General features: G+C 71.0%; 12 protein-coding genes. 6 read left to right on the forward strand and 6 right to left on the reverse strand.

Annotation, left to right across the window (positions count from 1 at the left end):
* Window positions 1–143 precede the first annotated feature (143 nt).
* A complete protein-coding gene (locus ABZS42_RS07560) occupies window positions 144–1,016 on the reverse strand; it encodes an NAD(P)-dependent oxidoreductase (RefSeq protein ID WP_355143118.1) in 873 nt (290 codons plus the stop codon).
* A 209-nt stretch (window positions 1,017–1,225) separates the two neighbouring features.
* Here ABZS42_RS07560 and ABZS42_RS07565 point away from each other — a divergent pair, with 209 nt between their 5' ends.
* Window positions 1,226–2,155, forward strand: coding sequence for a diacylglycerol kinase family protein (locus ABZS42_RS07565; protein ID WP_355143119.1), 930 nt, complete (start codon window positions 1,226–1,228; stop codon window positions 2,153–2,155).
* Window positions 2,156–2,245: 90 nt separating this feature from the next.
* Window positions 2,246–3,754 carry an Nramp family divalent metal transporter gene (locus ABZS42_RS07570; RefSeq protein WP_355143120.1) on the forward strand — a complete coding sequence of 503 codons (1,509 nt, stop codon included), beginning with the start codon at window positions 2,246–2,248 and terminating at the stop codon, window positions 3,752–3,754.
* A gap of 163 nt (window positions 3,755–3,917) precedes the next feature.
* Here the strand turns inward: ABZS42_RS07570 and ABZS42_RS07575 are convergent, their stop codons facing one another.
* From ABZS42_RS07575 to aceB, 4 genes are read right to left on the reverse strand one after another with little or no spacing between them, the layout of a single operon-like run.
* Window positions 3,918–5,297, reverse strand: a complete 1,380-nt coding sequence (locus ABZS42_RS07575) for a heterodisulfide reductase-related iron-sulfur binding cluster (protein ID WP_355143121.1) — start codon at window positions 5,295–5,297, stop codon at window positions 3,918–3,920.
* 1 nt (window position 5,298) lies between these two features.
* On the reverse strand, window positions 5,299–6,555 hold the full coding sequence (locus tag ABZS42_RS07580) for an FAD-binding oxidoreductase (protein WP_355143122.1): 1,257 nt from the start codon (window positions 6,553–6,555) through the stop codon (window positions 5,299–5,301).
* The gene (locus ABZS42_RS07585) at window positions 6,555–8,021 is read right to left on the reverse strand and encodes an FAD-linked oxidase C-terminal domain-containing protein (RefSeq protein ID WP_355143123.1); all 1,467 of its coding nucleotides are present in this window, start codon (window positions 8,019–8,021) and stop codon (window positions 6,555–6,557) included. The genes ABZS42_RS07580 and ABZS42_RS07585 overlap by 1 nt, the downstream gene beginning before the upstream one ends.
* 28 nt (window positions 8,022–8,049) lie before the next feature.
* Window positions 8,050–9,633: a malate synthase A gene (gene aceB, locus ABZS42_RS07590; RefSeq protein WP_355143124.1), complete on the reverse strand. Its 1,584-nt coding sequence runs from the start codon at window positions 9,631–9,633 to the stop codon at window positions 8,050–8,052.
* A 239-nt stretch (window positions 9,634–9,872) separates the two neighbouring features.
* Here aceB and ABZS42_RS07595 point away from each other — a divergent pair, with 239 nt between their 5' ends.
* From ABZS42_RS07595 to ABZS42_RS07605, 3 genes are all read left to right on the forward strand, one after another.
* Window positions 9,873–11,024: a CoA transferase gene (locus ABZS42_RS07595; protein WP_355143125.1), complete on the forward strand. Its 1,152-nt coding sequence runs from the start codon at window positions 9,873–9,875 to the stop codon at window positions 11,022–11,024.
* Between the two features lie 68 nt (window positions 11,025–11,092).
* Window positions 11,093–12,955: a serine hydrolase domain-containing protein gene (locus ABZS42_RS07600; protein WP_355143126.1), complete on the forward strand. Its 1,863-nt coding sequence runs from the start codon at window positions 11,093–11,095 to the stop codon at window positions 12,953–12,955.
* Window positions 12,956–13,692: 737 nt separating this feature from the next.
* Window positions 13,693–14,223: a winged helix-turn-helix domain-containing protein gene (locus ABZS42_RS07605; protein ID WP_355143127.1), complete on the forward strand. Its 531-nt coding sequence runs from the start codon at window positions 13,693–13,695 to the stop codon at window positions 14,221–14,223.
* Between the two features lie 330 nt (window positions 14,224–14,553).
* Here ABZS42_RS07605 and ABZS42_RS07610 read toward each other — a convergent pair whose 3' ends face one another.
* A complete protein-coding gene (locus ABZS42_RS07610; RefSeq protein WP_355143128.1) occupies window positions 14,554–18,969 on the reverse strand; it encodes a S8 family serine peptidase in 4,416 nt (1,471 codons plus the stop codon).
* 290 nt (window positions 18,970–19,259) lie between these two features.
* On the opposite strand from ABZS42_RS07610, the gene ABZS42_RS07615 reads away from it, so the two are divergent.
* Window positions 19,260–19,817: a winged helix-turn-helix domain-containing protein gene (locus ABZS42_RS07615; RefSeq protein ID WP_355143129.1), complete on the forward strand. Its 558-nt coding sequence runs from the start codon at window positions 19,260–19,262 to the stop codon at window positions 19,815–19,817.
* The last annotated feature ends 21 nt before the right edge of the window (window positions 19,818–19,838 follow it).

Consider the following 19,838-nt stretch of genomic DNA (forward strand, 5'->3'; position numbering starts at 1 on the left):
CGGGTGCTGCGGGTAGGGCCAGGGACAACGGGCCGCTTGGAACCTGCGCAAAATCACCTTAACCCTACGGATCTGACCTACCGCCTGAAATCGGTTCGAATACCTCGACCAAGCGGGGCGACGCAGAGGCTGCTGCGGCTGGCTCAGCCTTCGAGGGCGCGGGTGACCACGGTGAGGTCCTCGTCGCCGAGGCCTCGGTCCACCAGCTGTTGCCACTCCACAACGAGGCGCTCGGCCACGGTGAAGCGAGCCGCGTCGGCCACGCCGTCCAACGCGAGCCGTACGTCCTTGAGCGCGAGCCGGAGCGGGTACTGCGGTGCGTAGTCGTCCCGGCCGATCCGCTCCAGCTTCTCCGCGGCCCACGGGGCGACGATGGGGCTGCCGCGGAGCGCGTCGAGCATCGCGGGCCGGTCCAGCCCGAGCGCCCGGCCGAGCGCGAGCGACTCGGCGATGCCCTCGTTGACGAAGGCGAGCAGCAGGTTGACGACCAGCTTCAGCCGCGAACCGGCGCCGACCGGCCCGGCCCAGACGGTACGCTGCCCCACCGCCTCGAAGATCGGCGCGATCCGGTCCCGGACGTCCTCGGGGCCGGAGGCGAGCACCGCCAGCTTCCCCTGCTCGGCCGGGCCCCGGCTGCCGGACACCGGCGCGTCCAGCAGGACGACCCCGGGACGCCGCTCGGCCACCAGCGCGGCGACCCGTTCGATGCCCGCGACCCCGATGGTGCTCATCTGCGCCCAGATCGCGCCGTCCGGCAGCGCCGCGAGCATGCCCTGGTCGGTGGCGACGGAGAGCACGGCGTCCGCGTCGGTGACCATCGTGATCACGATGTCCGCCTCGCGCACCGCCTCCGACGGGCTCTCGGCGACCTCCGCGCCCTGCTCACCCAGCCGCCGGGCCGGTTCCGGGCTACGGTTCCAGACCACGGTGGGCAGGCCGGCGTGGAGTATCCGAGCGGCCATCAGCCGACCCATGCCGCCCAGTCCGAGTACGGCCACCCGCTGCGTCCGCGCCATCCGCACACCTCCCCCGGCAGCGTACGGTCGGCGACCGGCGATCATGGCGGGAACGACGAGGCTGAACCGCCCTCGCACCGCGGCCCGGCCATGCGGGAGTCGTCGACCGAGGACCCGGCCAGGACCCGCGCGGGTACGGCGGTCAGGCGTGCTCGATGCCGGTGCTTTGCCCGGCGGCGACGGTCCACTGCGGATAAGGTCGGGGCCTGATGCGGACGAAACAGGAGCTGGGCGAGGCCATCCGGCGCGACCGCCGGGCGGCACTGGTCGTCAACGCCCACTCCCGCCGAGGTCGCCACCAGTACGAACGGGCCTGCGGTCTGCTCGCGGCGGCCGGCTTCGACCTGATCGCGAATCACCCGGTGGAACAGGTCGACCGGCTCGAGTCGATCCTCGCCGGGGTCGCGGACCTCCGGCCGGACCTGCTCATCGCCGGCGGCGGCGACGGCACCCTCAGCGCGGCCGCGCGCCTGCTCGCCCACCGCGACATGGCGCTCGGGTTGTTGCCGCTGGGCACCACCAACAACTTCGCCCGGACGGTCGGTATCCCGCTCCGCCTCGACCAGGCCGTCGACGTGCTCGTCGACGGGACGGTGGTCGACGTCGACCTCGGTCTCGCCGGTGGTACCCCGTTCACCAACCACGTCGGCATCGGACTCTCCGCCGACATCATGCTCAGCACCCCGCCCCACCTGAAGCGGCTCACCGGACGGGTGGCGTATCCGCTGACGGCGCTGGCTCTGCTCACCCGGCACCGGCCGCTGCGGGCCACCATCCGGGCCGGGGGTGGGGAGCACACGTACGTCACCCGCCAGTTGTACGTGGCCAACGGCGGGTTCCACGCCGGACGGCCGATCACCGCCGACGCCGACGCCGACGACCGGCTGCTGGTCGCGTACCCGGTCGGCGGACCGAGCCGTCGCGGGCTGCTGCGCGACGCCGTTCGCAACGCCACGACCGGCCACCGGCGCACCCTGCACGAGGAGCCGTTCCTCGCCGTCGGGGAGCTGTGGGTGGACACCGACCGGCCCGCGGTGGTGGAGGTCGACGGCGAGTTGCACGGCCGTACGCCGATCCGGATCGGGCTGGCCGCGAACGCGCTGCGGGTGATGGCTCCGGTCGGGACGGTCGACCGCTAGTCCACATCACCTCATCGAATGGTTATTGCCAATGCATTAATCAGGCATGACGATTGATGGTCAGGGGGCCCTTCCATAAGGAGGTTCGTCATGACCGAAGTGACTGAGGCCCCGGACGTCCGCTCCTATCCGCTGGGTAAGAGCCGTCCTCCGCTCGCCGTCGCCGACCTACCCGAGCCGGAGGAGGTGTTCGGCGTACGCAAGCTCGGCCTTCCGCAGTTGTTCAAGTACGCGCTGGGCCCGAGCCTGATCGCGCTCGGCATCTCGATCGGCAGCGGCGAATGGCTGCTCGGCCCGCAGGCGGTAGGGCAATTCGGTTTCGTCGGAGTCGGCTGGGTGATCCTCATCTCGGCCGTACTCCAGACCTTCTACAACATCGAGTCGTCCCGGTACGTGATGGCCACCGGCGAGGCGCCGGTCGTCGGCTGGGGCCGGGTGCCGCCCGGCTACCTGCTCTGGGTGCCCGTGGGCGTGTTCCTGGTCATCTTCGCGTTCATCGCCGGAGGTTGGGCCGCGTCCGCCGGCCAGGGGCTGTACGCGCTGGTCCACGGCGCGGTGCCGCCGGCCGGGGCCGAGGAGCCCCGGCTGTGGGCGATCGCCCTGCTCGTGCTGGTGTTCCTGATGACCGCGGCGGCCCGGCGCATCAGCCGGACGCTCGAGCTGGCCAACTGGGTGCTGGTGGGGAGCATCCTGGTGGCGCTGCTCTTCATCGCGCTGCTCGTCGTGCCCGGCACCCTGTGGTGGGAGGGCATCCGCGGGTTCGTCACCCCCGCCGCGCCACCGGCCGGCATCACCGCCACGCAGCTCGGCGGGCTCGCCGGTTTCACCGCACTGGCCTCAGGTCTGAACTGGTACGTGATGGGCCACTACCGCGACAAGGGCTACGGCATGGGCTACCGCACCGGCTACATCTCCGGGCTGCGGGGCGACCGGCGTGAACTGCTCGCCAGCGGTGTCACCTTCCCCGACGACCCGGCAAACGCGGCCCGCTGGAAGCGGTGGTACCGGCTGCTGCTCACCGACATGTGGGGCATCTTCTTCGTGGGCGCCATGCTGGGCATGCTGCTGCCCACCATCCTGATGGCCCAGGCGGTGCAGCTCTCCGGCGAGGCGCCCACGACGGCGACCGTGCCCACGTTCGTCGCCAGCGCGCTCGAACCGGAGTACGGCCGCGGAATGTTCTACTTCATGCTGGTGATCGGCGTACTGATCCTGTTCAGCACGCAGCTCGGCATCTTCGAGGGCATGGTACGGGTGACCACGGACGCCGCCCATGCGACCAGCCCGCGGCTGCGGCGCCTGATCGAGGGTGATCCGCGCCGGTTCTACTACCCGTTCATGCTCCTGCTGCTGGTGATCATCGCGGTCGTCCTGCACCTGGCGCTGCCGGTCAGTCTGGTGCAGTGGTCGGCGAACATGTCCAATCTCGGGGCGCTGATCTTCCCGTTCATGCTGATCTATCTGAACCGCCGACTGCCGCGCGCCGCGCGCCCCCGGATCTGGCATTACGCATTGCTGCTCATTAATGTGATCTTCTTCGGGTTCTTCTTCATCAACTTCATCGCCGATTTCCTCGGTGATCCGCTCGTCGCGTTCTGATCCACGCCGGTCGCGGTGTCGACAAGGGCCCCTTGCCAATCGGTGGAAGCGATGGCAAGGGGCCTGGCCGTCAGTCGTTTTCCAAACCTTCGACAGCAGCGCCGCATAGACCTTCAACGGGCGCGGCCGGCGTGCCGCGCGGTCCACGTTGACGCGGCCTGGTTCAGCCCAACAGGTCGCCGATCGGTCGGGCGCGGATGGAGGCGTCCAGGACCTGGATGGTGTGGGCGACGGCGAGGCTACCGCCGAGGCGCCGCACGCCCGCGGCGATCTGCATGAGACAGCCGGGGTTCGCGGTGACGAGCAGATCAGCGCCGGTGGCGAGCACGTCGCGGGCCTTGCGGTCGCCCAGCCGCTCGGCGGGCTCCGGGTTGAGCACGTTCCACACCCCGGCCGATCCGCAGCAGATCTCTGGGTCGGCCATCTCGCGCAGCTCGAGACCCGGCACGGCGCGCAGCAGCTCGCGCGGCTGTGTCCGCACGCCCTGAGCGTGGGCCAGGTGGCAGGCGTCGTGGTAGGCGACCGTCACCGGCAGCGGGTGGCGCGGCGCCACCGGTCCCAGCTCCACGAGCAGCTCCGACAGGTCACGCACCGTGCCGGCGAACGCCGCGGCCCGCCTCGCGTACGCCGGGTCGTCGGCCAACAGGTCGCCGTACTCCTTGAGGGCGGAACCGCAGCCGGCCGCGTTGACCACGAAGTAGTCGATTCCCTTGGAGTCGAAGGCGTCGACCAGTGCCCGGGCGAAACACCGCGCCTCGGCGCGCCGGCCGTTGTGGACGCTGAGCGCGCCGCAGCAACCCTGCCGGTCGGGGAGGATCAGCACGTCGCAGCCCTCGGCGGCGAGGACCCGGGCGGTGGCCGCGTTCACCTCCGGGAAGAAGGCGTGCTGCACGCAACCGGTCAGCATGCCGACCGTCGCCCGCCGCCGCCCCCGCGCCGGCACCCGCGCCGGGATGTCACCGGCCGGCCCGATCCGCGGCGCCAGCGAGTCCAGGGCGGCGAGCGGCGGAGCCAAGCGCGGCAGCAGACCGGTGCGGCGCACGAGCCGCCGCAGGCCACTGGCCTGGTACGCCCGCAACGGGCCACGCAGCAGGCGCAGCCGCCGCGGGTAGGGGAAGAGCGCGAAGACGGCGGCGCGCAGCGCCCGCTCCCGGCGGGGCCGGCGATGCCGCCGCTCCACCTGCTGCCGGGTGTCCTCGATGAGCCGGTCGTACCGCACCCCGGACGGGCAGGCGGTGACACAGGCCATGCAGCCCAGGCAGCGGTCGACGTGGGCGACCATCGACGGGGTGAGCGGCTCACCCTCGAGTCCCTGCTTCATCAGGTGGATCCGTCCACGCGGCGAGTCCATCTCCTCGCCCCACAACACATAGGTGGGACAGGTGGGCAGGCAGAAGCCGCAGTGCACGCAGTCGTCGACCAGGTCCCGCCGGGGTGGGTGGTCGTCGTCGAAGGCCGGCTCGCCCGGCGCGGGGGCGACCGGCCCCAACACGTCGCGGGGCACGCCGTGGGCTCGTCCACGCTGGGGAGGAATGTCGCTCATCTCAGATGCCTCCCACGAACCGGCCGGGCGCGAAGCGAGCCTCCGGATCGAACTGCGCCTTGACCCGGCGCATCAGGTCGAGCCCGTCGACCGGCCCCCACAGGTCGATCCGCTCCCGGACGGCGGGTGGCGCGGTCAGCACCACGACGTGCCCACCGGCCGTCCCCGCCTCGGCGCGCAACTCTGTGACGATCCTCGCCGCCACCTCGGGTGCCGTGGCGGCGGGCAGGCCGCCGTAGAGCACGCCGGTGCCGGCCGAGCCCCGGACGGCCAGCGGCACCCGGTGCCGGCGTGCCGCCTCGCCGACGGCCGCGAGCAGCCGTGGGAGGCCGGAGAGGACAGCGGTGAGCTTGAGCCCGACGTCCCCGGGCCGCCACGGGTAGGACGACCACCAGTGGGGCGGTTCGTCGGCGGCGGTGGCCCCGCCGAGCAGCGCCCGGCCGGCGGCGGCCCGCTCCCGGACACCCCGAACCGTGCCCTCCAGCAGCACGGCGATCTCCGTACCGCCGTCGGGTGCCGCGTCGACCTCCAGGGCGCTCGGGGAAAGCTGCGACGCGAGGACGGCGGCGGTGAGGCGGCCGGCCTCGGCGGCGTCGGCGGCCCGGCGGGTCAGGAAGGTCCGCTCGGCCGGGAGCGGGTGCAGCCGGAACGCGCACTCGGTGACCAGGCCGAGCGTGCCGTACGCGCCGGTGAAGAGCTTGCCGAGGTCGTAGCCGGCGACGTTCTTCACCACCTTGCCACCGGCGCGGGCCACCACCCCGTCCGGTCGTACCACGGTGATCCCGATCAGCAGGTCGCGGACCGTGCCGTACCGCAACCGGCGGGGTCCGCTGGAGTTCGTGGCCACCACACCGCCGACGGTGGCCGCCGCGCCGGGCGGCAGCGGCGTGTCGAGCGCGAGTTGCTGACCGGCGGGGGCCAGCTTCGCCTGGAGATCCGCCACCGCGGTGCCGGCCCGGACCACGACGATCAGGTCACCGGCGGCGTGCTCCACCACCCCGGTGAGCCGGCGGGTGTGCAGCAGCAGGTCCAGCCGCCGCGGCGGACCGGCCCAGTCCTGCTTGGTCCCGGCGCCGGCGACGACCACGGCCAGGTTCCGGGCGGCGGCCACGCGCAGCAGCGCGGCGGCCTGCTCGGTGGTGCCGGGGGCCGCGACGTACCGGGGCCGGACGCCGGCCACCGCGTCACCGGCCCCGGCGGGGTGCGCCCCATCACCGCCGGCCGCCGCTGCGAGATCGGCGAGGACGTCGTCGGGCATCAGAACACCTCCGCGAGACCGGCTTCCTGTAGCGGGTGCGCACCCCGACGCCGGCCGGGCACCTCACCGCAGAGCCGAGGGGTCGGAAAGACCTTGCCCGGGTTGGCGAGGCCGCGCGGGTCGAAGGCGCACCGGAGCAGTTGCATCGTGTCGAGGTCGTCGTCGCTGTACATGCGCGGCAGGTAGCTGACCTTGTCCATGCCGACGCCGTGCTCACCGGTGATGGAGCCGCCGTGCGCGATGCAGATGTCGAGGATCGCACCGGACACCTCCTCGGCCTGCTCGGCCTGGCCCGGCACGGCGTCGTCGAAGAGGACCAGCGGGTGCAGGTTGCCGTCGCCGGCGTGGAAGACGTTCGCGACCCGGACGCCGCGCTGCGCGGAGATCTCCGCGATGCGGCGCAGCACCTCGGGCAGCGCCGTACGCGGGATGACCCCGTCCTGGACGATGTAGTCCGGGCTGATCCGGCCGACCGCCGCGAAGGCGGACTTGCGTCCCTTCCAGATCAGCGCCCGCTCGGCGTCGTCGGCGGCGACCCTGATCTCACCGGCGCCGTGCTCGCGGCAGAGCCGCTCCACGTCGGTGAACTGCGCGTCGACCTCGGCGGCCGGGCCGTCGAGCTCGACGATCAGCACGGCGCCCGCGCCGGCCGGGTAGCCGCACCGCACCGCCGCCTCGGCCGCCTCGATGGCGAGCGCGTCCATCATCTCGATCGCCGCCGGCACCACACCGGCCGCGATGATCGCCGAGGTGGCCGCGCCGGCCTGGTCGGTGCCGGCGAAGCCGGCCAGCAGCGTACGCACCGACTCCGGTGAGCGGGTGAGCCGCACGGTGACCTCGGTGGTGATGCCCAGCGTCCCCTCCGAGCCGACGAAGGCGCCCAGCAGGTCGTACCCGGGCGCGTCGGGGGCGGCGCCGCCGAGCCGGACCAGGTCGCCGTCGGGAGTGACCACCTGAAGGCCGGTGACGTGGTTGGTGGTGAAGCCGTACTTCAGGCAGTGCGCCCCGCCGGAGTTCTCGGCCACGTTGCCACCGATCGAGCAGACCTGCTGGCTCGACGGGTCGGGTGCGTAGTGGTAGCCGTACGGCGCGGCGGCCCGGCTGACGTGGAGGTTGATGACACCGGGCTCGACCACGGCCCGCTCGTCCTGCGGCAGGATCGCCCGGATCGCCCGCATCTGGGAGGTGACGACGAGCACTCCCTCGGCGTGCGGCAGCGCCCCGCCGGACAGGCCGGTGCCCGAGCCGCGGGCCACGAACGGCACGCCGGCGTCGACGCAGGCGCGGACCGTCGCCGCGCACTCGGCCGCGGTGCGGGGCAGCGCCACGAGGGCGGGGATCACCCGGTACTGGGCGAGCCCGTCGCACTCGTAGGTGCGCAGCTCCTGCCGGTCGCTGATCACCTGGGCGTCGCCGAGCACGGCTCGCAGTGCCGCGGCGAGGGTGCTGATGTCCGTCATGGTCATCGCCGACCTTCCGTCGCGGGCGCAGGTCTCAGGGCATCCGCTCGTACGCGGGCAGGGTGAGGAAGTCCACGAAGTCGTCGGCCACGGCGACCTCCATGAACAGGTCCCGGGCCGCCGTCCAGTCGGCCTGGTCACTGGGCAGTCTCGCCAGTTCCTCGTCGGCCAGCCGTTCGATCAGCTCCCGGTCGACCTTCTCGCCGGTGTCGTCGAGGGTGACGCCGTTGTGCAGCCACTGCCAGACCTGGGAGCGGGAGATCTCGGCGGTGGCCGCGTCCTCCATCAGGTTGAAGATGGCCACCGCGCCGGTGCCGCGCAGCCAGCTCGCGAGGTACTGGACGCCGACGCTTATCGCGTTGCGCAGCCCCGCCTCGGTCTGCCGTCCGGGCGTAGCGGCCACGTCGAGGAGTTGAGCGGCGGTGACGCGGACGTCCTCGCGGGTGCGGTGGAGCTGGTGCGGCCGGTCGCCGAGGACTCCGTCGAAGACCTCTCGGCAGATCGGCACGAGGTCGGGGTGGGCCACCCAGGAGCCGTCGAACCCGTCGCCCGCCTCGCGGGTCTTGTCCTCGCGCACCTTCGCCAGTGCCGTCTCGTTGACCTGCGGGTCCCGGCGGCTCGGGATGAACGCGGCCATGCCGCCGATGGCGTGCGCGCCGCGCCGGTGGCAGGTCCGTACCAGCAGTTCGGTGTACGCGCGCATGAACGGCGCCGTCATGGTCACCGCGTTGCGGTCGGGCAGCAGGAAAGCCCGGCCCCGGGTACGGAACGTCTTGATGACGCTGAACATGAAGTCCCAGCGGCCGGCGTTGAGTCCGGCGGAGTGCTCGCGCAGCTCGTAGAGGATCTCGTCCATCTCGAACGCCGCCGGGTAGGTCTCGATCAGCACGGTGGCGCGGATGGTGCCGCGTGGAATGCCGAGCCGTTCCTGGGCCAGCAGGAACACGTCGTTCCAGAGCCGCGCCTCCAGGTGGCTCTCCATCTTGGGCAGGTAGAAGTAGGGGCCGCTGCCACGGTCGAGTTGACGCCTCGCGCAGTGGAAGAAATAGAGGCCGAAGTCGACGAGACTGGCCGAGATGGGTTCGCCGTCGACCAGGATGTGCTTCTCGGTGAGGTGCCAGCCGCGCGGCCGGACCACGATGGTGGCCAGCTCCTGGTCGCGCAGGGTGTAGCGCCGGCCGTCCGGGGCGGTGTGGGTGAGCGTGTTCTCGATCGCGTCGCGCAGGTTGAGCTGGCCGCCGATCACGTTCTCCCACAGCGGCGTGTTCGCGTCCTCCAGGTCGGCGAGCCACACCCGCGCCCCGGAGCTCAGGGCGTTGATGGTCATCTTCGCGTCGGTCGGTCCGGTGATCTCCACCCGCCGGTCGACGAGGCCGGGCGCGGGCGGGGCGACCTGCCAGTCGCCGTCGCGGACGTGCTTCGTCTCCGGCAGGAAGTCCAGCGCTCCGCCGGCGGCGAGGGCGGCGACACGTTCGGCACGCGCGGCGAGCAGCTTGCGGCGGCGGGTGTCGAAGGCGCGGTGCAACTCGGCCAGGAAGGCGAGCGCCGGTGGAGTGAGGATCTCGTCGTGGCGGTCGTGCCGGGGGCCGACGACCTCGACGCCTTCGGGCAGCTGCATGACATGCTCCTCGCCGTGGCGGGTGGCCGGGGATCGATCCACGGGAATTGCTGCGGTCGACTCTAGTGGCACCGGGGACGAACCGCGAGGGGCCGCCGCCGGACGGGTGCCATCGTCATCGATCATTGCCGTGGGCGGCTTCGGACTGGTGTCCGCCGCCCGCGTTCCGGGTGACACCGGAGCGGCGCAGGTGGAGCAAGCTGACTTCGCGGACACCGGTCCGCAGGACGGGCGGAGACATGGTGCAGCAATCCTCGGGCCCGCTGGCCGGCCTTCTCGTCGCGGACTTCTCCCGGATCCTCGCCGGCCCGTACGCGACGATGCTGCTGGCCGATCTGGGCGCGCAGGTCGTCAAGGTGGAGGGCCCGGACGGTGACGACACACGTACCTGGATGCCCCCGACCCGCGACGACGTCTCGACGTACTACCTCGGCATCAACCGCAACAAGCGCTCGGTCGTGCTCGACCTGAAGGACCCGGACGACCTCGCGGCCGCCCAGGAACTGGTCCGCCGCGCCGACGTGGTGATCGAGAACTTCCGCCCCGGGGGCCTGGCCCGGTTCCGCCTGGACTACGACACCGTCGCCACCACCAACGAGAAGGTCGTCTACGCGAGCATCAGCGGCTTCGGCACCGGCGCCGGCGCGAACCACCCCGGCTACGACCTGATGGTCCAGGCGATCTCCGGTCTCATGAGCCTCACCGGCGAACCGGACGGCCCGCCCTACCGCGCCGGCGTCGCCGTCTTCGACGTGATGGCCGGGTTGCACGCGTGCGTCGGCATCCTTGCCGCCCTGCACCACCGCGAACTGTCCGGCCGCGGCCAGCACGTCGAGGTGAATCTTCTCAGCTCCGCGCTGTCCGGGCTGGTCAACTACACCAGCGGCTACGTCGCCGGCGGCACCGTCCCGTACCGGATGGGAAACGCGCACCCCAGCCTCTGCCCGTACGAGCCGCTGCCCACCGCCGACGGTGAACTGGTCGTCATCGCCGGCAACGACGGCCAGTTCCGCAGGCTCTGCCAGGTGCTCGACCTGCCGGACCTGCCCAACGACCCGCGCTTCGAACGCAACCAGGACCGCACCGCCAACCGGGAACAGTTGCGGTCGCTGCTCGTCCAACGGCTCGCCCGGCATACGAAGAACGAGTGGTTCCGGGAGTTGCTGGCCGCCGGCGTGCCGTGTGCACCCATCAACACCGTCGACGGCGGCGTTTCGCTCGCCGAGGAACTGGGGCTGGACCCGGTGGTCACCGTCGGCGGCGTGCCCGGCATCCGCCACCCCATCACCCTGTCGGAGACCCCGGCACGGTACGAGCTGCCGCCGCCCGGGCTCGACGAGCACGGCGAGCAGTTCCGTGCGTGGCTGCGGGGCCGGGTTTCCGACAGGTAGCAATCCTTCTTGACGATTCATCGACGTGTAGCTAAGTTCCGGCCATCCGGACTGGGAGGTCGTCGTCGATGAAGGCCCGTCTCGCCATCGCTTCCGTCCTGGTCGCCGCCGTGGGCAGCACCGCCGCACCGGTCCCCGGCCGCGCCGCTCCCGCGGGCACCGGCGACGGGACGGCGCACGAGGAGTCCGCCTCCGCACCCGGGTCCGGCGGTACGTCCGCGCTCGCCCCATCGCCCGGAACCCAGCCGCCCACCGTGACGCCCGCCGACATCCGGTTCCGGCACGACACGCTTCGACACGGCGCCGCGCGCGAGGTCGGTCTGTCGCCGGAACCGGTGGGACGCATCCCCGCCGACCTTGCGGCGTTCCTGGAGCCGACGCCGGATCATCCCGGGCACCCCGCGTACGCCGGCGCCGTGGCGCTGGCCGCCAAGGACGGCGTCATCGTGCAGCACACGGCGGTGGGCACGGCGGTGCGGTACAGCGCGGTGGGCGCGCCGTCGGACCTGGCCGGGGTAGAGCTCCCCGCCGAGCAGCAGATCCCGATGCGCCCGGACACGATCTTCGACCTGGCGTCGGTGTCGAAGCTGTTCACCACGATCGTGGTCATGCAGCAGGTCGAGCGGGGGCGGGTGTCACTGGACGCGCCGATCGCCCGCTACGTCCCTGAGTTCGCGGCGGGCGGCAAGGCCGAGGTGACCGTCCGGATGCTGCTCACCCACACCTCCGGCCTGCCCGCGTTCGCGCCGCTGTGGAGCAGCTACCCGACACCTGCCGAACGGTTGGCCGCCGCTCTCGCCACGCCGTTGGCCGCCGGGGCGACACCCGGCAGCCGGTACGTCTACTCCGACCTCGGGCTGATCGCGCTGGGCGTGCTGGTGCAACGGGTCACCGGACGATCCCTGGCCGACCTGGTCCACGACGGTGTCACCGCACCCCTGGGCATGACGGACACCGGCTACAACCCGGCACCGCAGCTGCGCTCCCGGATCGCCGCCACCGAGTACCAGCCGTACGCCGGACGAGGCATGGTCTGGGGCGAGGTGCACGACGAGAACGCCTGGTCGCTCGGTGGGGTGGCCGGGCACGCGGGCGTCTTCTCGACCGCGGCGGACCTGGCGGTGCTGTGCCAGTCGCTGCTCAACGGCGGCGAGTACCGCAACCGGCGGATCCTGCGTCCGGAGACGGTTCGCGCCATGCTGGTCAACTACAACGCACCACTCGAGACGTCGTACCCGGAGAGCGACCGCGGGCTCGGTTTCGAGCTCGACAAGCACTGGTACATGATGGGCCTGTCCTCCCCCGTCACGTTCGGGCACACCGGCTTCACCGGCACGTCCCTGGTGGTGGACCCGCTGTCCCACTCGTTCGTGATCCTGCTCAGCAACCGGGTACACCCCGACCGCGGCTGGGGCAGCAACAACGTGGCCCGCCGTGCCGTGGCGCGCGACCTCGCCGAGGCGATGCCGGTGCGGCCCAGCTCGCGCGAGGCGTGGCGGGCGGATCCACGCGACTCGGCGACCGTCACGCTGACCGCGCCGCTGCGTCGGCCGGCGCACGGCGGCACGGTCGGCTTCCTGTTCTGGTACGACACCGAGCCGCGTTTCGACAGTGCGAGCGTCGAGGCCTCGGTCGACGGCGGCGTCACCTGGGCGCCCACCCCGCTGGTGCTGAGCCGACGCGGGCAGCGGTGGAGCAGCGACGGCACGGTCACCGGCTACGGTGGCCGAGTGTGGTGGCAGGTCCTGGCCGAGCTACCCGAACACGCCACCCACCTGCGGTGGAGCAGCAGCACGGACGTCTCGAGCCAGGGCCGAGGAGTTTACGTCGACCGGATCGTCGCGGCGGACGGGAACGGGCTGCTGTTCCACGGCGAGGGCGCCGACTCGGCGCGGCTGCTCGCCGAAGGCTGGTCGCCCGCCCGCAGCTGAACCCGACCGCCGTGGCGTTCACCGCGCAGCCGGCCGGTTCGCTCACCGGCCGGGGGCGGGGCGGTCGCCCGGGTCGACGCGGCAGGCGCGTGGACGAGGTTCCGCACAACACGGTGAACCCGGCCATCCGTCCCCGTCCACCCGGCGCAGCGGGGGCGGTCGGACGGCGGGATCGTCGCCCCGCGTACGCGCCGAGGGCACATTACCGGCGCGCCGACGGCCACCCCGAACGACCACTCCGGTAACTATTGCCCGGGCAATCCTCCGCCGTATCCACCGGCGACAGAAATGTATACAACGAGACCCCGGGGCGACGATCCCGGTGCCACGACGGGCACCGGTCTTCGTCGGAGTCCAGCCGATTATTAACTCGGACACCGAGTCAATCACTCAGCAACGTGGGGCAGAATGTGAATGCACCCGATCCCGGAAAATCGCCGCTCGAGTGCGGGTTCGCGACGGCAGCGAGCCAACGTACTCGCTGGTAGCCGTAACCGACGCCCCCAGACCGGGCACAACCAGGCTATAAAGGAAAAAGGGTTCCTGTCAAAACTCGGTCACCTTGTCATGAACATGACAATGCCGAGATCGGGAGCCATGAGACTCAATTTATGAGTGCCTACGTGCAAATATTCTTAACCGAACCGAGATAAAGCCCGACTAGGGTCACTCCGCAGATTGATCTGCGTCATCCAGGAACCATCCCGGTATCAGTGGGGAACCGGAAGAGGTGGGGAATGCGGGGGATCCCGGTCGCATCCATGGTCATCGGCATCGCTTCCGCGCCGGCAGCGCGCCGGCAGCTCGCGCAACTACTCGGCGGCACGGAGGCGTTCCTGATCGTCTCGAGCGTCGACCAGGCGAGGGAATTTCTCGGCGGGGCCGAGACACCGGCCACCGAGGCGGAGCTCCGTCCGGCGCAGGCCATGACGGTCGACGTCGGGCCCGGCGCCAGCGCACCACCCCCACCCCCGGCACCGGCACCGGCACTGACGGTCGACTCGGACCGGCGGGTGGTGCGCTGGCTGGACCGCGAGATCGAGTTGACGCGCCTGGAGCACGACCTTCTGCTTTGTCTGATGGGCGCGCCCGGCCGGGTCTGGACCTACGAGCGGCTGCACCTCAAGGTCTGGGGCAACAAGCACCTCGGGCGCGGCTCCGACATGCACTCGGTGGTGCGCAGGATACGACGGAAGCTCGCCACACTGGACGCCTCGGCGACCATCGACTCCGTCCGCGGAGTGGGTTTCCGGCTCGCCTCGGCCTGACCGCACAGGCGTCCCGGCGGCCGGATGACGTGGTCGCGCCCGCGGCCGGAGGTGCGGCAGCCGATCCTCCGGCCGGCGCTCCCCCAGCCCTGCGCACATCGAATCCCACCACCCAGAACAGGTCGAACCGCGCCGTCGGGGGCCGGTCGGACCTCGCGCCGCCTCGGCCGGAAGTTGAGCCCTCAGCGACCCTCAGGCCGCACCACCACAGGGGGTTGCGCCTTCGCCCCCGGGTCGGACCCACAGGACGCCCTACGGCGGGTCCAGGAAGGGGTCCGGCCCGCCTGGTGGGACCAGGCGGGCCGGACGTCGTGCGTCAGCGGTCAAGCATCAGCACTTGGTGGGCGACAACGCGAAGTCCTCCACCGTTGGCGTGCTGGTGTTGATCTTCGTCGAACGGGTCTGGGGCTTCCAGCCGTCCTTGGCGACGATCATGGTCAGCGGGTTGTTCCGCTTGTCGAGCCAGTAGGCGTACTTACCCTCGGCGTTCGTGGAGAGGGTGAGCGAGCTCGCCCACGAGTCGACCTGGACAGTCACGCCGTTCAGCGGCGCGGCGCCGCCCTGGCAGCTGTTCCCGGTGACCGTACCCATCAGCTTGCCCCAGGTCTTCGGAGCCTGCGCGTTCATCGACACGGTCACCGGATCCACCGTGTACGGGGTGTTCTCCTTGATGGTGACCTGACCGGTGTAGGTGCCCGGCTGGTCGACGTTCGCCGTCATTGCGACGGTGACCGTGACCTTGTCACCCGGCGCCAGCGTGACCTCGGACTTGTCGACCGTCAGCCAGCTAACGTCGGCGCCGCCGACGGCGCACTCCTCGAAGCCGGGCAGCACCTCGCTCTCCTGGGTGGGGGTGAAGCCACCCGAGGAGCCACCGACCTTGTAGAAGCCACACGCCGCACCACCGCGGTAGCGCGGGGCGTTGGCGTTCGGCAGGTTCTCCCACGACCCGGTGCCGGGGTCGAAGGCGAAGCCGGCGTTGGTGACGGCACCGGCCTGCACACCACCGACGACCAGCAGCTTGCCGTTGGCGACAGCGAACGACGAGGCCCACTGGTCGACCGGCGCGTCGGCGATCGGGCTCCACGCGTTGGCACCCGGGTCGAAGACGTAGCTGGCCTTGTGCGCGGAGGCACCGTCGTTACCGCCGGTGCAGTAGATCATGCCGTCGATCCCGCCGCAGGAGGCGAACGCCACCGACTTCGGGTACTCGGGCAGGGTCTCCCAGCTGTCGCCGGCCGGGTCGTAGCGGACCACGGTGCTCGACATCGGCGTGCAGGCCGAGCTCGTGCAGCCGCCGATGGCGTAGAGCTTGCCGTCGGCGATCGCCTGTCCGGCCGCGGCGCGCGGCGCCGGGTTGTCGGCGAGCTGGCTCCAGCTGTCGGCGCCCGGGTCGTACGCCCAGGTGGTGCCGGACGGGCCGGCAGCCGCCCAGCCACCGGTCGCGATGATCTTGCCGTCGAGGACACCCACCGTCAGGGCGTTGCGTGCCTCAGGAAGATCGGCGATCGGCGACCAGGTCTGGGCGATCGGGTCGTACACGTAGTTCTTCGTGCTGGACGCGAGCCCGTCACCACCGGCGATCGAGTACACCTTGCCGTCGAGGTTCACCACCCGGTTGTCCATGACGACCGAGGGGTAGGCGGGCAGGTTCGTCCACGGGTCGGCCTGGGGGCCGGCCGCGGTGGCCGCCGTCGACGACTTGCCGGAGGCCGTGGCGGCGAACGAGGTCGCCACCTTCAGCCGCTGCTCGGGCGCACCCTCGGCACCGAGGATCTGCTGGCGGCTCACCCGGGAACCGTCGGCACGCTCGAGCTCGAAGCCGGCGTCGCGCTCACCGAACGCGACGTCGACCGGCGCGCCGCCGGTGTTGGTCACGGTGAACGTCTTGCTGGCCTTGCCGCCGGGAATCCTGGCGTTGCCGCTCAGCGTGCCCGGGGTGACGGACAGCTGGCCGGCCTTGAGCTGGAAGTTCGTGCCGGTCGCCCAGTCGGCCTGGATGTCGACGTTCTTGCTCTGGCTGACGTAGTTGCCGGCCGTCGCGGTGAACTTGTGCGTGCCGGTCAGCGAGGAGAACATCCAGTAGAAGCCGTCCTCGAGACCGGTGTCGTCCGGAGTCGCCACCGTGGTGACCTTCTCCGCCGGCTTGTCGACGCTGGTGACCGTCGCACCGTTGACGTACCCGCCGGTGTTCTTGTCACGGACGTGGCCGAACACCATGGCGCCGTCGGTCGGCTCGCAGGTGACCTCGCTGCCGATGAGCACGTTGTCGACCTGCCACCACCACTCCCACGCGGCGTCGTAGTAGTGGAATCGCACGCGGACCTGCGACTGACCCGCGGCCTGCGGGATCGCCACCTCGGTCACGCGCGGGCCGGCGACGTCGTTCTTCTGGCTGAGCACGTTCGCCCAGGTCTCGCCACCGTCGAGGCTGAGGTCGACGTCGGCGCTCTCCGGCCCGAGCCAGTTGAAGTCCTGGTTGAACCGGATCACCGGCGCGGTGACGTCGCTCAGGTCGACGACCGGGCTGACCAGCGAGGTGTCCTGCTGCCCACTGCTGCCGTAGCGGTCGCTGTCGACGTTGGCGAAGCCGCCGTTGCCACCGGTCAGGTTGCCCCGGTTGGAGTCGTCGGTGAACTTCCAGACCTCGCCGTTGCCCAGGTGGTCCACGACCTCCCAGCCGTTCGGCGTGTTCCCACTGTTGAAGGTCTGGAACACACCGTCGGAGCCGTACTCGTAGCCGGGCGCCGTCTCGCACGCGTCCGCCTTCGCAGGCACGGCGACGTTGGTGACGACGTTGCCCGAGGCGACGACGACCTCCTTCGTCACCGTCTCGTAGCCCGGGTACACCGACTCGACCTGCAGGCTGTAGGTCGCCCCGGCCGGAACCTTGAGGCTGTAGCGGCCGTTGCTGGGCGTGGTGTAGTCGGACAGGCCCGACGGGCCCACGACCGTGACCTTGGCGTAGAGCGGCCAGCCGTGGCCGGAACCGTCGGTGACGGTACCGCTGATGTTGACGCTCGGCACCGCGTCGAGCGCGAGGTTGAGCGTCGTGGTCCCGTTCGGCGTGATCGTCGCCGTCGCCGTCTTCTGCGCGTAACCGAACGCGGTGACCGCGACCTGGTAGTCACCGACCGGAAGCAGGGACGAGAACTTCCCGTCCGCCCCGGTGGTGAGCTGCCGGTCGGCCGGGCCGGTCAGGGCCACGGCGGCACCGGCCAGCGGAGCGCCGGTGCCCGCGTCGGTGACGGTGCCGGTCACGGTGCCGGTGTCGCCGATCGGTGCGGAGCTGAGCAGGGCGAGCGCGTCGAGACGGCCCTCACCCCACACGTTGTTGTCATCGGCGGTGCCACCGCACTGCGCGTCGTTGGTGTCGGCAGCGCTGTTGTCCAGCAGCTCACGGGTCGCGTCGATATCGCCGACCATCCCGGGTGCCGCCGACCAGAGCAGCGCGATCGCGCCCGCGAGGTGCGGGGCCGCCATCGAGGTGCCGCTGAAGCTCGCGTACCCGTTACCCGGCACGCTGGACCGGACGTTCACGCCGGGCGCCGAGATGTTCGGCTTGATCCCGCCGTTCTGCCCCGGACCACGCGCCGAGAAGCCGGCGATGTTGTTGTTGATGTCGTAGGCGCCGGCCGAGTAGTTGCTCTCCAGGCTGCCTGGCGAGCCGCTGCTCTGGCAGCCGGGGCCGCTGTTGCCGTTGGAGAAGACGCCGAAGATGCCCGACGCCGTCCAGGCCAGGGTCACGTCCTCCATGAACGGGTCGTTCGACGGCAGGACGGTACCCCACGAGTTGTTGATGATGTTCGGCCGCTTGGTGACGTCGCCGTTCTGACCGTTGAGGTCGGTCGGCTCGAGCATCCACTGGCCGGAGTTGATCAGCGCGGCGTCGCTGGGGCAGCAGCCGTTCGCCGCGATCCACTTGACGCCGGGGGCCACGCCGATCTGGTTCGCCCCGCCGTCGGAGCCGGCCATCGTACCCATGGTGTGGGTGCCGTGGCTGTCGCCGTCGCAGGGGGCTGCCGCACAGGTGCCGGCGGCGTTGAACCAGTTGTAGTTGTGGTCGAACGTGCCGTCGCCGTTGTTGCCCCGGTAGGAGCCCACCAGCGCCGGGTGGTCGAACTGGACGCCGGTGTCGATGTTGGCGATCGTGATGCCCTCACCGGTGACGCCGTACTGGGACCACACGTCGTCGGCGTTGATGTTGGCGATGCCCCACTCGAGGGCGTTCACCGCCTTCTCGGCGTCCCCCTTGCTGGACTTGGGGATCTGGTACGCGACCGGGGCGTAGAGCGCCTCGACCTCGGAGTGCGCGGCCATCTTCTGCGCCAGCCCCAGCGAGCCGCCACTGACCCGGATCGCGTTGGTCGCCCAGAAGCTCTGGTACTTCGCGCCCGTGCCGTTGAGCTCGGCCTTGACCTTGGCCTGACTCTCCTCGGCGGTCTTCTTGAGGGCGGCCACCACGTCGGCGCCCCGCTTGTTCCAGTCCTTGCTCTTGCTGGCCTGGCTCAGGTCCGCCCGGGTCTTGAAGCGGATCCAGAAGTCGCTCTCGGCCTTGCCCTCGAGTTGCTTCGTGAGTTCCGGACGGATCTTGTCCGCCGGAGAGGGTGCGCCGGCGCCGAAGCCGCCCGACGCGGCCTGGGCGCCCGATCCCGTGGCGGCGAGCGCGGTGGCGACGAGAACCGTCGCCGCGCCCGCGCTCACCAGGGATCTGGCGACGCGTGTCCAATGTGGACGTCTGAACATTCGGTGTTGCCTCCTTCAGGACGACCCAGGGGGTTGAATGGGCCATGGTGAAGGTGCAGGACGATCGTCCCCGTCTGGATACCGGTTCGGACGATCCCCTCCAAGCCCCCCCATGCACCGCGCGGGTCACGCCGGTTGCCCGGTTGGACACTATGATCGAGATGAATGGACGATCAAGCACATGCGGTGAGCAAGTTGTCACTAAGAGCTTGTAGGCAACGGGTTTGACGCCTGCCGATAATTGTCACGGCCAAGATCAATGCGGGCAGAAACTGTCCGTCATCCTCGGGATGGGTACGGTGGGCGAGGTCGACGAGATTGCGGTGCCGGACGGTCCTGATCCGGCCGAGGAGCTGTATCCCCTGGTCATCGCGGTGGCGCCGTCGCCTGCCGAGCGCTTGCGGCTCGCGGAGCGCCTCGACGGCGTCGCACCACTGCTGCTGGTGGCCGATGTCGACGAACTGCGTCGGTTGATCGCGGTCCCGCGCCAACTTCCCGGCGCGACGCCGGCGCCACCCGCCCCGCCCGATCCGGTCGACGACACGCTGCTGATCGACTCGGCCCGGTCCACCGTGCGCTACGGCGACCGAGAGGTCGCGCTGACGCGGCTTGAACACGATTTGCTGACCTGTCTCAAGGCCGAGCCGGTGCGGGTGTGGAGCTACGCCGAGCTGCACCGGGCGGTCTGGCGCGACGAGGGCCTGGAGCGCCGGGCGGACGTGCAGTCACTGGTCAAGCGGCTGCGCCGCAAGCTCGGCGAGCTCGGCACCGGCGTCACCATCGACGCGGTACGCGGCGTCGGCCTCCGGTTGACCGACCACCGGCGACCACGGGTCAGCGGCGGGTGACGTTGCCTTTTTCAGGCAGAC

It is taken from the genome of Micromonospora sp. NPDC005367 (assembly GCF_040606825.1).
Lineage (GTDB): Bacteria > Actinomycetota > Actinomycetes > Mycobacteriales > Micromonosporaceae > Micromonospora.

Coding starts and splice junctions, on each gene's coding strand:
- ABZS42_RS07570 (WP_355143120.1), top strand. CDS start 2,246: ATGACCGAAGTGACTGAGGCCCCGGACGTCCGCTCCTATCCGCTGGGT.
- ABZS42_RS07575 (WP_355143121.1), bottom strand. CDS start 5,297: ATGAGCGACATTCCTCCCCAGCGTGGACGAGCCCACGGCGTGCCCCGC.
- ABZS42_RS07585 (WP_355143123.1), bottom strand. CDS start 8,021: ATGACCATGACGGACATCAGCACCCTCGCCGCGGCACTGCGAGCCGTG.
- ABZS42_RS07560 (WP_355143118.1), bottom strand. CDS start 1,016: ATGGCGCGGACGCAGCGGGTGGCCGTACTCGGACTGGGCGGCATGGGT.
- ABZS42_RS07605 (WP_355143127.1), top strand. CDS start 13,693: ATGCGGGGGATCCCGGTCGCATCCATGGTCATCGGCATCGCTTCCGCG.
- ABZS42_RS07600 (WP_355143126.1), top strand. CDS start 11,093: ATGAAGGCCCGTCTCGCCATCGCTTCCGTCCTGGTCGCCGCCGTGGGC.
- ABZS42_RS07580 (WP_355143122.1), bottom strand. CDS start 6,555: ATGCCCGACGACGTCCTCGCCGATCTCGCAGCGGCGGCCGGCGGTGAT.
- ABZS42_RS07615 (WP_355143129.1), top strand. CDS start 19,260: ATGGGTACGGTGGGCGAGGTCGACGAGATTGCGGTGCCGGACGGTCCT.
- aceB (WP_355143124.1), bottom strand. CDS start 9,633: ATGCAGCTGCCCGAAGGCGTCGAGGTCGTCGGCCCCCGGCACGACCGC.
- ABZS42_RS07595 (WP_355143125.1), top strand. CDS start 9,873: ATGGTGCAGCAATCCTCGGGCCCGCTGGCCGGCCTTCTCGTCGCGGAC.
- ABZS42_RS07610 (WP_355143128.1), bottom strand. CDS start 18,969: ATGTTCAGACGTCCACATTGGACACGCGTCGCCAGATCCCTGGTGAGC.
- ABZS42_RS07565 (WP_355143119.1), top strand. CDS start 1,226: ATGCGGACGAAACAGGAGCTGGGCGAGGCCATCCGGCGCGACCGCCGG.